The following is a 14583-nucleotide window of genomic DNA, read 5'->3' as shown; positions in this document are numbered from 1 at the left end:
GTGGCGCGATTCGCCGCAGGCGTGAGCTTCGGCAAAGGCCGAAGGCGCCCCGCGTGATGTCAGGCCAGCGTCAAGGCCGGCCGCAATTTAGGCGCACCGATCACGCCGGGCACGGCGCTCAGATCGGTCAGCATCCGCTCCACGATCGCCGCCTGTGGCAGGACGGTGCCGAAAAAGCGCGTCGTGTTCGAGTCTTCGATCAGGATGGTCGGGAAATTCTCGACGTCCAGATCGTCGAAACGGTCCGCATGGGTTTCGATGTCGATCCATGCGAAACAGATTTCCGGGTGCCGCTCCGCCAGCTTGTCGAACGTCTCCCGATAGTCGCGGCAGGTTCCGCACCACTCCGCGCACAGACACGCCACGAACAGGGTATCGGGCTCGTTGACGCGCTCGGCGATCCGGTCCTGGTCGGTGTCGAGATTCAGCGCGGGCATGGCGGTTCCTTGCGTACTTTTGTCAGGTGCTTTGGCGCGAATGTAGCATGGCCAATCTCAGGCCGTGGTCAATTGGGCTCATGGCGGGGTTCACTGCGGGGCTCACGGCGCGACTCACGGCGGCGCGCTTAACCATGACTCGCCCGCATGAAGCGGCCGCCCGGCAGCACGGTCAGCTGGCCGGCCAGTTCAAGTTGCAGCAACGTGGCTTGTAAAGCCGCGTCCCCCATCTCGGTACGGGTTGCCAGAATTTCAAGCGTCGCAGGCGAGTGGCCGAGCGCGTCGAGGAGTTGCCGGGCTTGCGGCGTGAGCGAGGCAGGCGGGGACGCGGCGAACAAAGCGGGCTGACGTTCGTCCCCGGAGGAGCGCGCCGGGCGTTCGGCCACCGCATGCGTCACCTTCGCCCGCGACACTGCCGGCTTGCGAAAGCCCAGTTCTTCCAGCACCTCGTCCGGCGTTTCGACCAGCTTCGCCCCTTGCTTGATCATGCGGTGGCAGCCGCGCGAGAGCGGCGCGTGAACCGAGCCGGGCAATGCGAAGATGTCGCGCCCCATCTCGTTGGCGAGGCGCGCGGTGATGAGCGAGCCCGAGCGCATGGCCGCCTCGACGATCACCACGCCGCTCACCAGCCCCGCGATGAGCCGGTTGCGCTGCGGAAAGTTGGCGGCGCGGGCGGGCGTGCCGAGCGGCCATTCGGACAGAATTGCGCCATCCTGCGCGATCTGGCGGGTCAACGTGTGATGCGCGGAAGGGTAGACCACGTCCGCGCCGGTCCCGATCACCGCGACCGTGCTGCCGACCCGCTGCAGCGCGCCGCGATGCGCGGCGCCGTCGATACCCAGCGCCAAGCCAGACACGACGGTCACGCCAGCCGCCGCGAACTCGCGGGCGAACCGCTCCGCATCTTCCACACCCTGAGGCGTGGCGCTGCGACTCCCGACGATGGCGATCGCGCGCGTATGCAGCAGGTCGAGCCGGCCCTTTATATATAGCAGCGGCGGTGGATCGGGCATGGTGAGCAAGGCGGGCGGGTAGGCCGGGTCGTCGAGCGTGACCACCTGATTGCCCGGCAGTTCGCACCATGCGACGACCGCGTCCAGTTGCGCGCCGAAGTCCGCGGACGTGGGCGCCAGCGCGGCGCGCGCCGCAGCCTCGCCGGCAATTTCAGCGAGCACTTGCGGCGGCTGCTCGAAAATCGCTGCGGGCAAGCCGAGCGCGCTCAGCAAGAGCCGCAGCGCGGCGGGTTTGAGGCCGGGGGCGAGAGACAGCCGCAGCCAGGCGGCAAGTTCGATATGAGTGGTGGGCAAGGTGTGCATCGACGGTCCATCCTCCGACAGGGCCAGCGGGCAGGCTGGCACCCATGCTAAAATTTTCATCATCCGAAAAACGGTAGCGCTGCGCCTACCCGCGCGGGCTCCTCGTCTAGCGCAGTTAGCGCGTCGAATCGAACCGGTTCGACACCCTCTATGCTCTCTGCAACGCGATGCGCCCACAATTCGGCCGAATGGCCAACGCGGCATCCTCAACGGTCGGCAGCGCCCAAAAACACACTCAAGATCATGGCTTTACTGAACATTCTCAATTACCCGGACAAGCGTTTGCACAAGGTCGCGAAGCCGGTCGAGGCGGTCAACGACCGCATTCGCCGACTCGTCGCCGACATGGCCGAAACGATGTACGCCGCGCCCGGCGTCGGCCTTGCCGCCACTCAGGTGGACGTGCACGAGCGCGTCATCACCATCGACGTGTCGGACGATCACAACGAACTGCTCGCTTTCATCAATCCGGAAATCATCTGGTCGAGCAACGAAAAGAAGCTGTCGGAAGAAGGTTGCCTCTCGGTGCCGGGTATTTACGACAACGTCGAGCGGGCCGAAAAGGTTCGGGTGCGTGCCCTCAACGAAAAAGGCGAGACCTTCGAACTGGATTGCGAAGGGCTGCTCGCGGTCTGCATCCAGCATGAAATGGATCATCTGATGGGCCGGGTGTTCGTCGAATATCTGTCGTCGCTCAAGCAGACCCGCATCAAGAGCAAGATGAAAAAGCTCGCCCACGCAATGTAATGCGCGGCCTCATCCGCATTCAGCCTGTTTATCGTCCCCGTTCATGAGTCATTCATTGCGCGTTATTTTTGCCGGCACGCCGGAGTTTGCCGCGGCCGCGCTGGCTGCGATCCACCGTGCCGGGTTTGCCGTGCCGCTCGTATTGACCCAGCCCGACCGGCCCGCCGGACGCGGCATGAAGTTACAGGCGAGCCCGGTCAAGCGATACGCGCAGGAACATGGGCTCGACGTCGCACAGCCGCCTTCGCTGCGCCGCGCCGGCAAGTATCCGCAAGAGGCTGCCGCGGCAATCGGGCAACTGCGCAGCACGCCGCACGACGTGATGGTGGTCGCGGCTTACGGGCTGATCCTGCCGCAGGAAGTTCTCGATATTCCGCGACTCGGCTGTATCAACATTCACGCTTCGCTGCTGCCGCGCTGGCGCGGCGCCGCGCCGATCCATCGCGCGATCGAAGCGGGCGACACGCAAACCGGCATCACGTTGATGCAGATGGACGTCGGCCTCGACACCGGCGCGATGATCTCCGAAGCGCGCACGCCGATCGGCGAGCAGGACACCACGGCAACGCTGCACGACCGCCTCGCGGAAAGCGGCGCGGCGTTGATCGTCGAGGCGCTCGTCGAACTCGAGCGCAGCGGCAAGCTGGTCGCGACGCCGCAGCCGGCGGACGGCGTGACGTACGCGGAGAAAATCGGCAAGCACGAAGCAGCGCTCGACTGGCGCCGGCCGGCAGCGGTGCTGGCGCGTCAGGTGCGTGCGTTCGATCCGTTCCCCGGCGGCGTGGGCACGCTGGAAGACGGCACCTCCATCAAGATCTGGTCCGCTACACCCGTCGACGCGCAACGCTCGGCCACTGCGCCCGGCACGATCACCGACGTGAGCGCTGAAGGTGTCGTCGTGAGTTGTGGCGAAGGCGCGCTACGTCTCACGCAGTTGCAGAAACCCGGCGGCAAACGCCTGCCGGTGCGCGAATTCCTGGCGGGCTTTACGCTCGCTTCGGGACAGCGCTTCCAGATCCCGGAAACAAAATAGCAGTTCGTGCAACGCCTGGGCATCGTCCATTCGGCCGATGCCTGAACGTGCCGCGGACGGTCTTGCCGCGCGTTAGAATCCGCGTGCAGTCGACCTGTCTTCGAGGATCTCCATGTTCGGCATCACCCATTTCGAGTTTTTCGTCGTCGCCGTTTTTCTGTTGAACGTGACGCCCGGACCCGACACCGCTTATATCGTCGGACGCAGCGTCGCCCAGGGCCGCGGCGCGGGGCTCATGTCCGCGCTCGGTATCTCGGCGGGGTGCTGCGTGCATACGCTGGCGTGCGCGTTCGGGCTCACCGCGCTGCTGGCGGCCTCGGCTACCGCGTTTACCGTCATCAAATTCGTCGGCGCGATGTATCTGATTTATCTCGGCGTGCGTCTGCTGTTCGCCAAACCTGCCGCCGACGAAACCACGGGCGCCGCACGCGCGGCCGGCGCGCCGAAATCGCTGCGTCAGCTTTTTCTGCAAGGCTTCTGGACGAACGTGCTGAACCCCAAAGTCGTGCTGTTCTTCGTATCGTTCTTTCCGCAGTTCGTGACCCTCGGCAGCGGCCACAAGACGCTCGCTTTTCTCACACTCGGCGGCGTGTTCGTGGTGATGAGCATGGCGTGGAACAGTTTCGTCGCGTGGATCGCGGGCAGCGTTACGCGTCGCTTCTCCGGCAAACCGTCGGTGAAAAAATGGCTGGACCGCACGGTAGGCAGCGCTTTCGTCGGACTCGGCTTGAGGCTGGCGGCGGCATCTCGATGAAGATTGAATTTTCTGATAGCGCCCATATCTAACAGTCGGCTTACAATCACGCGCCGCAATTCGCGGCGTCGAGTGAATAGCGTACTGAGGCAAGGAGCAGCGAACATGTTCAATTGGGTCAAAACCGCGATGTTGATGGCCGCGATCACGGCCCTTTTCATCGTGATCGGCGGAGTCATCGGTGGGTCGCGCGGCATGACGATCGCGCTCGTGATCGCGCTGGGAATGAATTTCTTCTCGTACTGGTTCTCGGACAAGATGGTGCTGCGCATGTACAACGCGCAGGAAGTCGACGAAACCGCTGCGCCGCAGTTCTATCGCATGGTGCGTGAGCTGTCCACGCGCGCGAGCCTGCCCATGCCGCGGGTCTATCTGATCAACGAAGACGCGCCGAACGCTTTCGCGACCGGCCGCAACCCGGAGCACGCAGCGGTGGCCGCGACCACCGGCATTCTGCGAGCGCTGTCCGAGCGCGAAATGCGCGGCGTGATGGCGCACGAGCTGGCGCACGTCAAGCACCGCGACATTCTCATCTCGACCATCTCGGCCACCATGGCCGGTGCGATTTCCGCATTGGCAAACTTCGCGATGTTCTTCGGCGGCCGCGACGAAAACGGCCGGACCACCAATCCGATCGCCGGTATCGCGGTCGCGTTGCTGGCTCCTATTGCCGGTGCCTTGATTCAGATGGCTATCTCGCGTGCGCGTGAGTTCGAAGCCGATCGCGGCGGCGCGCAGATTTCCGGCGACCCGCAGGCGCTCGCGTCGGCGCTCGACAAAATCCATCGCTACGCGAGCGGCATTCCGTTTCCCACGGCCGAGCAGCATCCGGCCACTGCACAGATGATGATCATGAATCCGCTTGCCGCCGGCGGCATCGCCAATCTGTTTTCAACGCATCCGGCGACCGAGGAGCGCGTCGCGCGTCTGATGGAAATGGCGCGCACCGGGCGCTTCGAATAAGCGCACGGCGCGACGCAGGCGGTTGCAAGCAAGGCGAGCTCGAGGGCTCGCCTTTTTCCTGCACGAGCGGCGCGGCGGTTTCGGCCACCCCGCGTCGACCCTCACCCGCACCAAGCTACAATGTGCGCTCCGAGTGCCGCGCACCGTGCGGCCTGCCCTCGCTTCCTTCATGATCCAAAAGCCTTCTTCGCGTTCTGCTACTCCCTCGGCGCGCCCGCGCGATTCCCGTCTGTCGATACTGCATCTGGCGCCCGAGTCGCTCGGCTTCGCGCTCGACTCGGCGGGTCAGGCCGTCGGCGCCGTGCGTCTCGGCGCAGCATTGCCGGCGGCGCTGCAATCCGTGTTCGCGTCGGTGCCTGAAGGCAGTGCGGCTGCCGCGCGCGGCGCGGTGCAAGACATCGCGTACCGCACGCTGCGGCGTCTCGGAACCGTCGAATGGCTGATTGCCCGTCTCGTTAAAAAAGCGCCGCCGCCGCACGTCGGTCACGTGCTCGCCTGTGCCTTCGCGCTGCTCGTCGACGACGAAGCAAGCGCCGCCTACACCCCGTTCACGGTGGTCGATCAGGCGGTGAGCGCCATCGCCGCCCGTCGTGAATTCGCGTTTGCCAAGGGGCTCGTCAACGCCGTGCTGCGCAACTTCCTACGCGAGCGCGAGACGCTTCTGACCGCCGCGCAAGCCGACGAAGTCGCGCGCTGGAACTACCCCGCATGGTGGATCGACGCAGTCCGGCGCGCCTCGCCGGATGCATGGCAAGCCGTGCTGGCAGCCGGCAACGTACAAGGTCCTTTGACGCTACGCGTGAACGCCCGCCGCTCCACCGTCGCCGCCTACCTGCAAGTGCTGAAGGACCATCACATCGACGCCACGCAAGCCGGCGAGCACGCCGTCAGACTGGCGACGCCGATGCCGGTCGATCGCATTCCCGGTTTCAACGACGGCGTGGTCTCGGTGCAGGACGCCGGCGCGCAACTCGCCGCGCCACTGCTCGGCGCGCGCGACGGCATGCGCGTGCTCGATGCCTGCGCGGCGCCCGGCGGCAAGACCGGCCATCTGCTGGAACTCGCCCGACTGCAACTGGTGGCGCTCGAAAGCGACGCGTCGCGCGCACGCCGTATCGGCGAAAATCTGCAGCGCCTGCAACTGGAAGCCGAAGTGCGGATCGGCGACGCCGGCGCGCCGGCCAAGTGGCACGACGATATCGACCAGCCATTCGACCGCATTCTTGCCGACGTGCCCTGCTCGGCATCGGGTATCGTGCGGCGGCATCCGGACATTCGCTGGCTGCGTCGAGCGTCCGATATTGCGGCACTGGTTGCCGAGCAACGCCGCATTCTCGACGCGCTCTGGCCGCTGCTGAAATCAGGCGGTGAGTTGCTCTACGTTACGTGCTCGATCTTTCCCGAAGAGGGCGAGTTGCAGGCGCAGTGGTTTGGAGACAAGTATCAGGATGCGGTACGATTGGACGCGCCGGGGCAACTTTTGCCCTCGGTCGCTCGCGCGAGCGCCGACATATCGGCCGGGTCCGACGCCGGACAACCCGCTGAAGACACTGCCGGCTCGAACCCAGACCACGACGGATTTTTCTACGCGCGCTTTCAGAAACGGTGACCATCAAACGTTTTCTCCCGCTTCGGCTCGCTGCCGTGCTTTGGATCGCGCTGGCCGTGTGGCTCGCGGCGCCATGCGCGGCCTACGCCGACTCGATTGCGGTACAGCGCGCGTCGTTGCAGGCCGACAGCAGCGGCTGGACCCTCGACGCGCGTTTCGACTTCGACCTCAACAGCAATCTCGAAGACGCGGTGAACAAGGGCATTCCGCTTTACTTCACCTCCGACTTCGAACTCAGCCGGCCGCGCTGGTACTGGTTCGACGAACAGCCGGTGAGCGTGTCGCAAAGCATACGTCTGTCGTTCCAGCCGCTCACGCGTGAATATCGCGTGTCGAGCGTGTCGTCCGGCGGTCTGCAACTCGGCTTCACTACGCTGAAGGACGCGCTCGCGGTCATCAAGCACATCACGTCGTGGCACGTGATCGACAACAATCAGGTGCATGCGGGCGAAACCTACAACGCGTCCGTGCGCATGCAACTCGACATTGCGCTGATGCCCAAGCCGTTCCAGATCGACGCGGTGAACAACCGCGACTGGAGCCTCGCTTCAGAGTGGAAGCGTTTCACCTTCACGGCGGGCGGCAATGCTAAATAAAGTCCGCCAGACTACCAGCGTGACCAGCATCGTCGTGCGCGTGCTGGTGTCCACGGTCGCCGTAACGGCCGTGTTGCTGCTCGTGCTGCTGGCCGCGGCCAGCGCGAACACCGAGTTCTTCGACCGCTATTACCAGTGGCTCTATGCTGCTAACGTCGCGGTCGCGTTGATCTTTCTGCTGGTGGTGGCCGCACTGGTGGTCATCATCATCGCGCGCTTGCGCAAGGGCAAATTCGGCACGCGGCTGCTCGCCAAGCTCGCGTTCTTCATGGCGCTGGTCGGCGTGGTGCCGGGCGGCATCATCTACGTCGTGTCGTACCAGTTCGTGTCGCGCAGTATCGAATCGTGGTTCGACGTCAACGTGGAAACCGCGCTGACATCGGGTCTGAATCTCGGTCGCGGCATGCTCGACGCGTCGCTGTCCGATCTGCAGACCAAGGGCCGTCTGATGTCCGAGCAGTTGGGCAGCGCCGACGCCGCCGGCACGACGCTGACGCTGCTGCGTTTGCGCGATCAGTTCGGCGTGCAGGAAGCGACCATCGTCGAGCCGACGCGCAGCATGTCGGGCGCGACGCCGGATATGCACGTGGTCGCGCAGGCCTCCGGCAATTACGCGTCGCTCGTACCGAACGACCTGCCCACGCCGCTGATGATCGACCAGGCGCGCGGCCGCGGCTATGCGGCGATCGAAGGCGAAGTGGACGGCGATCCTCGCGCGCTCGGCAGCAAGGGCGCGCTGCGCTTGCGCATCGTGCAGCGCATTCCCGATTCGAACGCTTCGCTGCTGCAGCCCACCGAACGCTTCCTGCAACTCACGCAGCCCGTTTCGCCATCGCTCGCGCGCAATGCCGACGCGGTGCAGCGTGCGTATCGCGAGTATCAGGAGAAGGCGCTCGGCCGCACGGGTCTGCGCAAGATGTATATCGGCACGCTGACGCTCGCGCTGTTTCTCGCCACCTTCATCGCAATGATGCTGGCGCTCGCGCTCGGCAATCAGCTTGCGCGGCCGCTGTTTCTGCTCGCGCAGGGCACCAAGGAGATTACCGAGGGCGACTACACGCCGAAACGCGAAATCAAATCGCGCGACGAACTGGGTTTTCTCACGCAGTCGTTCAACGCAATGACGCGGCAGTTGTCCGAAGCGCGCGCGGCGGTCGAGAACAATCGCATCGCGCTCGAACATTCGAAGGCGTATCTCGAGAGCATTCTCGCGAATCTGACCGCCGGTGTCTTCGTGTTCGACCGGCAGTTCCGTCTCACCACCGCCAACCGCGGCGCCGAGCGGATTTTCCGCCAGCCGTTTCAGGCGGTGCTGGGTGCGTCGCTCGAGCAGATCGGCGTGTTGAGCGAGTTCGGCGGGATGGTGCGCAAGGCATTTGCCGATCGTGAAGCGGCGAGCGGCGACGGTCACGATGACCGTGGCCACTGGCAGCAGCAGTTCTCGATTCAGGTGGCGGGCGAAACCGATCCGCTGACGCTGCTGGTGCGCGGCGCACGGCTCGTCTCCGCGACCGACCGCGACGCCGAAGACATGCAGACCTCGGGCTACGTGGTCGTGTTCGACGATATCTCGGACGTGATCTCCGCACAGCGCTCGATTGCCTGGGGCGAAGTCGCGCGACGGCTCGCACACGAAATCAAGAATCCGCTGACGCCCATCCAGCTGTCCGCGGAACGTTTGCAGATGAAGCTCGCCGACAAACTCAGCGCGTCGGATGCCGACGTGCTCAAGCGCGGCGCGACCACGATCGTCAACCAGGTCGCGGCGATGAAACAGATGGTCGATAATTTCCGCGACTATGCGCGCACGCCGCCGGCGGTGCTCGCGCATCTGCAACTGAACGAACTGGTCAGCGAAGTGTTGACGCTTTACGGCATCGAGGAAGGCAAGGGCGCGATTCAGGTGGAGCTTGCCGCGTTGCCCGCGATCCGCGGCGATGCGACGCAATTGCGTCAGGTCATCCACAACCTGCTGCAGAATGCGCAGGATGCGGTAGCCGATCTCGAGCGCCCGCGCGTGGTGCTCGAGACGAGGACAGTAGAATACGGAGACCCCGATGCCGAAGGCAAGGTGCGCGTCGCGGTGCGTCTGACTGTCTCGGACAATGGCCCGGGCTTCTCCGCGCGCATCCTCACCCGCGCATTCGAACCTTATGTGACGACCAAGGCCAAAGGTACGGGTCTGGGTCTTGCGATGGTCAAGAAGATTGTCGACGAACACGGTGCGCGCATCGACATTCGCAATCGCATGAAAGCGGGCGACGTCATCGAGGGCGCGCAGATCTCGATTCTCTTCCTTCAGCTGGCAGACGATGCCGCGGCGCTTCCCACAGGGCCGCGGCCGGCGCATGGCAACGCGCAGCAAGGAACGACAAAAGCAACAGTGAAGACAAGGGCAGCGTAAATGGCAACCATCCTGGTGGTAGATGATGAAATGGGCATCCGGGAATTGCTCTCGGAGATCCTGAGCGACGAAGGGCATGTCGTCGAGGCCGCGGAAAATGCGCAGGAGGCGCGCGAGTTCCGATTGCGTCAGGCGCCGGACCTGGTGCTGCTCGACATCTGGATGCCCGATACCGACGGCGTGACCTTGCTCAAGGAATGGGCCGCACAAGGTCAACTGACCATGCCGGTCATCATGATGTCGGGTCACGCGACAATCGATACGGCGGTCGAAGCGACCAAGATCGGCGCGCTCAATTTTCTCGAGAAGCCGATCGCCTTGCAGAAGCTGCTGAAAGCGGTCGAGCAGGGACTGGCACGCGGCAATGCCGTGGCGGCGCCGGGCGGCGCGGCGGCCAAGCCGGCGCCGGCGGTCAGCGCGTCGGTGGTGGCCTCGGCGGCCGCGCTGCCGATGCTGTCGACCGACGGCATGGGCAGCGGCGCACTGGCCGCGCAAACCGCATCCATCTCGTTCGATATTCCGTTGCGCGATGCGCGCGATGCGTTCGAGCGCGCGTACTTCGAGTATCACCTCGCGCGCGAGAACGGCAGCATGACGCGCGTCGCCGAGAAAACCGGGCTGGAGCGCACGCACCTGTATCGCAAGCTCAAGCAGCTCGGCGTCGATCTCGGCAAGAACAAAGGCGAGTAAGCGCGGACACATCGACGGCAAGCGCCTCCCGGCAGATTTTTTCGAGAGGGGGCTTGTCGGGATGCAGACCCTTTGATATTATTTCGTTCTTCGTTGGCCCGGTAGCTCAGTTGGTAGAGCAGCGGATTGAAAATCCGCGTGTCGATGGTTCGATTCCGTCCCAGGCCACCAGGATTCAGCCCCAGGAAATCGCAAGATTCCTGGGGCTTTTCCTTTTCCGGGCAGGCCGGACGTGTTCCGGGTCGCGTGATAAAATCGCGCCGCTTCAAGCACTTGCGCATGGTTTCGCGCAGCGTCGAAGTCTTCGTGCGGCGATCGGCGGTATAACCGGGTGCGCCTTCGCGCAAGCCAGGCGCCACCTATACTGCTTGGGGCCGGCGCAGTGCCGGCTACCGTCGCGCCGCGGTGCCCTCATGGCTCTCCGCGCGCATCGCACGTAACTCGCGCAGGGCGCGAGACGGGCAACCCGGCCCTCATCATTCACGGAGTTTCACGGTGATCCGCAAAGACGCTAAACGTAGCGCTCTGGTGCTGTTTTCCGGCGGCCAGGATTCCGCCACCTGCCTCGCCTGGGCACTCGAACGGTATGACACGGTCGAGACACTCGGCTTCGATTACGGTCAACGTCACCGCGTCGAACTCGAATGCCGCGACGGATTCCGCCAGGCGGTCGTGAAGGCGTTCCCCGCGTGGGGCGAACGACTGGGCGAAGATCATATGATCGACCTGTCCGTGCTCGGCGCGATCAGCGATACCGCGATGACGCGAGAAATCGAAATACACGCCACCGCGAACGGTTTGCCGAATACCTTCGTGCCCGGCCGCAATCTGATGTTCATGACCATTGCGGCTGCCATCGCTTACCGGCGCGGTTTGCAGGTGCTGGTGGGCGGCATGTGCGAGACGGACTTCTCGGGCTATCCCGATTGCCGCGACGACACCATGAAGGCGTTGCAGGTGGCGTTGAATCTCGGCATGGACTCGCGCTTCCTGCTCGAAACACCGTTGATGTGGCTCGACAAGGCCGACACGTGGCGGCTCGCGCACGAGTTGGGCGGCGACGAACTGGTGGAACTGGTGCGCGTCGAAACGCACACCTGCTACGTCGGCGAGCGCGCCGAACTGCACGGCTGGGGTTTCGGTTGTGGCGAATGCCCGGCGTGCCGCCTGCGCAAGCGCGGCTACGAAGCGTATCTCGCGGGCGAGCAGGTCACCGAACCGGTTTAAGAACTTTCAGGTACACGAGGCAGATAGCAGCATGACTTACGCGGTCAAGGAAATCTTCTACACATTGCAGGGCGAGGGCGCGAACGCCGGACGTCCGGCGGTGTTCTGCCGCTTTGCCGGTTGCAATCTGTGGTCGGGTCGCGAGGAAGATCGTGCCGACGCCGTGTGCCGTTTCTGCGATACCGATTTCGTCGGCACCGACGGCGAAAACGGCGGCAAGTACCGCACTGCAGAAGACCTCGTGAGCATGATCGCGTCGCAATGGCCGCAAGGCGAAGGCCAGCGTTTCGTGGTGTGCACGGGCGGCGAACCGATGTTGCAGATCGATCAACCGCTGGTCGACGCGTTGCATGCCGCTGGCTTCGAAATCGCTATCGAAACGAACGGCTCGCTGCCGGTGCTCGAGACGATCGACTGGATTTGCGTGAGTCCGAAGGCCGATGCGCCGCTGGTCGTCACACGCGGCAACGAGTTGAAGGTCGTGATGCCGCAGGACAATCAGCGTCTGTCCGAGTATGCGAAGCTCGATTTCCAGTATTTCCTCGTCCAGCCCATGGACGGCCCGTCGCGCGAGCTCAACACCAGACTCGCGATCGACTGGTGCAAACGCCATCCGCAATGGCGCCTGTCGATGCAGACCCACAAGTATCTGAACATTCCCTGATCCGCCGTGCTGACGATTACACGAAAACTCGAATTCGACGCGGGTCACCGCATTCCCGATCACCGTAGCCAGTGCCGTAATCTGCATGGTCATCGCTACGTGCTCGAAATCACGTTGCAGGGCGATCTGGTCGACACCGAAGGCGCGCCCGATCGCGGCATGGTGATGGATTTCGCCGATGTGAAATCGCTCGCCGTCGAGCATCTGGTCGACAAGTGGGACCACGCGTTTCTGGTCTACGAAGGCGACGCGCAGGTGCGCGGTTTTCTGGAGACGATGGCCGGTCACAAGACGGTCGTGCTCGACCGCATTCCCACCGTGGAGAATCTCGCGGCCGTCGCGTTCGATCTGCTCGCCAGCGTCTACGACGCGCATTACGGCGTGAATCTGCGGCTACACAAGCTGCGTCTGTTCGAGACCCCGAACTGCTGGGCCGACGTCGTCCGCGATTGACCCTGCGGCCGGCTGCCCGGCCCGACCTCCGCGTTATTGTCACGGTATGATCGCTGCGATAACCACTCGGAGCGAGACATGCCGGTCATCGCATTGCGTTGCAGCATCGGCTGCATCGGCAGTATCAGCAGAATCAGCAACATCAGTCACGAACGTCGTGGAGCGCATCCATGAGCACGTTCACGAATCCCCTCAAGCAACGTTTCAAAGAGACCGATCCGCTGTTCGGCCTGTGGCTTTCGCTCGGTAGCGACAGCGCGGCCGAAGCGCTCGCGCACGCCGGTTTCGACTGGCTGCTGATCGACATGGAACACGCGCCGAACGATAGCGGCGAAGTCACCTCGCAGTTGCGCGCGATCGCCGCCGCGCATCTGACGAGCGAGCCGGTGGTGCGCGTGCCCACGGGCGACGGCTGGCTCGTCAAGCGCCTGCTGGATGCCGGCGCGCGCACGCTGATGTTCCCGAATATCGAATCGGCGGAGGAAGCGGCGCAGGCCGTGCGCATGACGCAGTATCCGGTCGCGGAAGCGCTCGACGGCCAGCGCGGCGTCGCTGGCATGGTGCGGGCGGCCGGTTACGGCGCGCGGCGCGACTACGTGCAGACGGCCAACGCGCAGATCGCGACCATCGTGCAGATCGAGTCCGCGCGCGGCTTGCAGGAAGTCGACAACATCGCGGCGACGCCCGGTGTCGACTGCCTGTTCGTCGGTCCCGCCGATCTCGCGGCGAGCCTCGGTCATCTCGGCGACGCGAAGCACGCCGACGTGCAGGCAGCGATGGCGCGCATTGTCAGCGCCGCCGATAAGGCCGGCATTGCCGCCGGTATTTTCGCCATGGACGTCGCGAGTGCGAAGCAGTATCGCGACGCCGGTTTTCGTTTTATCGCGCTGGCCGCCGACGTCGTCTGGATGTTGCGCGCGACTCGCCAGGCGTTGCAGGAGGTGAGGTCATGAAGGGGATGGGAAGAGGCGTCGTGCGGCTGGCATTGATGGCGACGCTGGTGGCGGGCGCGGTAACAGGCGGCACGGCAGGCCTTGCCAATGCGCAGGACATGGTCGCGAAATCGGACGATCCGGAAACGCAAACCGCAGTCGCCGACTACAACGCCGGCAATCTCGGCGCGGCGCTGGCCGAGTTTCGCAAAGCGGCCGGCCGCGGCAGCCGGCTCGCCGAATTCAACTACGCGATGATGCTGCTCAACGGCGAGGGCACGACCGCCAACGTCGACGAAGGCAAGAAGTGGCTGCGCAAGGCGGCCGACGCCAACATGTCGCACGCGCAGTACGTGTACGGCAAGATGTACGACGATGGCGAGTTCGTCGGGCGCGATCCGGTGGAAGCGCATCGCTGGTTTCTGAAGGCGGCGAAACAGGGCCACGTGCAGGCGGAACTCGCGCTGGCCAACCAGTTTCTCGACGGCCGCGGCACGCCGCGCGATAACCGGCAGGCCTTCGTCTGGTACAAGAAGGCGGCGCAGGGTGGCGACATGACCGCGCAATACGTGGCCGGCTCGTTTTACGAGCGTGGCGGCGACGGCGTCGACAAGAACCTCAACGTGGCGCGCGCATATTACGCGGCCGCGGCGGCGCAGGGCGATCCGGCCGCGCGGCTCAAGTATCAGCAGTTGAGCGCGTTGCTGCGTGATCAGAAGGAAGTGAAGCCGCAATAAAAAACGGGGTGCGGCCATGTC

The 14583-nt window shown here is 64.3% G+C and carries 15 protein-coding genes and 1 tRNA gene; 14 read left to right on the top strand and 2 right to left on the bottom strand.

What is annotated here, in order from left to right:
* Positions 1 to 59: 59 nt before the first annotated feature.
* Together FQ746_RS19435 and dprA are read right to left on the bottom strand one after the other, a co-directional pair.
* Complete coding sequence (locus tag FQ746_RS19435; RefSeq protein ID WP_144111258.1) at positions 60 to 437, bottom strand: thioredoxin family protein; 378 nt, start codon at positions 435 to 437, stop codon at positions 60 to 62.
* A gap of 128 nt (positions 438 to 565) precedes the next feature.
* The gene (gene dprA / locus FQ746_RS19430) at positions 566 to 1753 is read right to left on the bottom strand and encodes a DNA-processing protein DprA (protein ID WP_144111257.1); all 1188 of its coding nucleotides are present in this window, start codon (positions 1751 to 1753) and stop codon (positions 566 to 568) included.
* Positions 1754 to 1996: 243 nt separating this feature from the next.
* Between dprA and def the strand changes: the two genes are divergently transcribed.
* From def to FQ746_RS19360, 14 genes are all read left to right on the top strand, one after another.
* Positions 1997 to 2500, top strand: coding sequence for a peptide deformylase (def, locus tag FQ746_RS19425; RefSeq protein WP_144111256.1), 504 nt, complete (start codon positions 1997 to 1999; stop codon positions 2498 to 2500).
* Positions 2501 to 2543: 43 nt separating this feature from the next.
* Positions 2544 to 3533: a methionyl-tRNA formyltransferase gene (gene fmt, locus FQ746_RS19420; RefSeq protein WP_144111255.1), complete on the top strand. Its 990-nt coding sequence runs from the start codon at positions 2544 to 2546 to the stop codon at positions 3531 to 3533.
* A 112-nt stretch (positions 3534 to 3645) separates the two neighbouring features.
* Positions 3646 to 4287: a LysE family translocator gene (locus FQ746_RS19415; protein ID WP_144111254.1), complete on the top strand. Its 642-nt coding sequence runs from the start codon at positions 3646 to 3648 to the stop codon at positions 4285 to 4287.
* Between the two features lie 105 nt (positions 4288 to 4392).
* Positions 4393 to 5250, top strand: a complete 858-nt coding sequence (gene htpX, locus FQ746_RS19410; protein WP_144111253.1) for a zinc metalloprotease HtpX — start codon at positions 4393 to 4395, stop codon at positions 5248 to 5250.
* A 169-nt stretch (positions 5251 to 5419) separates the two neighbouring features.
* On the top strand, positions 5420 to 6859 hold the full coding sequence (gene rsmB, locus FQ746_RS19405; RefSeq protein ID WP_144111252.1) for a 16S rRNA (cytosine(967)-C(5))-methyltransferase RsmB: 1440 nt from the start codon (positions 5420 to 5422) through the stop codon (positions 6857 to 6859).
* Positions 6856 to 7455, top strand: a complete 600-nt coding sequence (locus FQ746_RS19400; RefSeq protein WP_144111251.1) for a DUF4390 domain-containing protein — start codon at positions 6856 to 6858, stop codon at positions 7453 to 7455. The genes rsmB and FQ746_RS19400 overlap by 4 nt, the downstream gene beginning before the upstream one ends.
* The gene (locus FQ746_RS19395; protein WP_144111250.1) at positions 7445 to 9859 is read left to right on the top strand and encodes a sensor histidine kinase; all 2415 of its coding nucleotides are present in this window, start codon (positions 7445 to 7447) and stop codon (positions 9857 to 9859) included. The genes FQ746_RS19400 and FQ746_RS19395 overlap by 11 nt, the downstream gene beginning before the upstream one ends.
* Positions 9860 to 10549, top strand: coding sequence for a response regulator transcription factor EsaR (gene esaR / locus FQ746_RS19390; RefSeq protein ID WP_144111249.1), 690 nt, complete (start codon positions 9860 to 9862; stop codon positions 10547 to 10549).
* A gap of 95 nt (positions 10550 to 10644) precedes the next feature.
* A tRNA-Phe gene (locus FQ746_RS19385) sits at positions 10645 to 10720 on the top strand.
* A gap of 324 nt (positions 10721 to 11044) precedes the next feature.
* Positions 11045 to 11776, top strand: coding sequence for a 7-cyano-7-deazaguanine synthase QueC (gene queC / locus FQ746_RS19380; protein WP_144111248.1), 732 nt, complete (start codon positions 11045 to 11047; stop codon positions 11774 to 11776).
* A gap of 31 nt (positions 11777 to 11807) precedes the next feature.
* Entirely contained in the window at positions 11808 to 12440 is a 633-nt protein-coding gene (gene queE, locus FQ746_RS19375) for a 7-carboxy-7-deazaguanine synthase (RefSeq protein ID WP_144111247.1), read from the top strand.
* Between the two features lie 6 nt (positions 12441 to 12446).
* Positions 12447 to 12893, top strand: coding sequence for a 6-carboxytetrahydropterin synthase QueD (gene queD / locus FQ746_RS19370; protein WP_144111246.1), 447 nt, complete (start codon positions 12447 to 12449; stop codon positions 12891 to 12893).
* Positions 12894 to 13063: 170 nt separating this feature from the next.
* On the top strand, positions 13064 to 13846 hold the full coding sequence (locus FQ746_RS19365) for an HpcH/HpaI aldolase family protein (RefSeq protein WP_144111245.1): 783 nt from the start codon (positions 13064 to 13066) through the stop codon (positions 13844 to 13846).
* Entirely contained in the window at positions 13843 to 14562 is a 720-nt protein-coding gene (locus FQ746_RS19360; protein WP_144111244.1) for a tetratricopeptide repeat protein, read from the top strand. Before FQ746_RS19365 ends, FQ746_RS19360 begins: the two co-directional genes overlap by 4 nt.
* Positions 14563 to 14583 lie beyond the last annotated feature (21 nt).

The organism is Paraburkholderia sp. BCC1886, from assembly GCF_900996245.1.
Classification (GTDB): Bacteria; Pseudomonadota; Gammaproteobacteria; order Burkholderiales; family Burkholderiaceae; genus Paraburkholderia.
The sequence above is the reverse complement of the archived record's forward strand: the minus strand, read 5'-3'. Positions and strand labels throughout refer to the sequence as shown.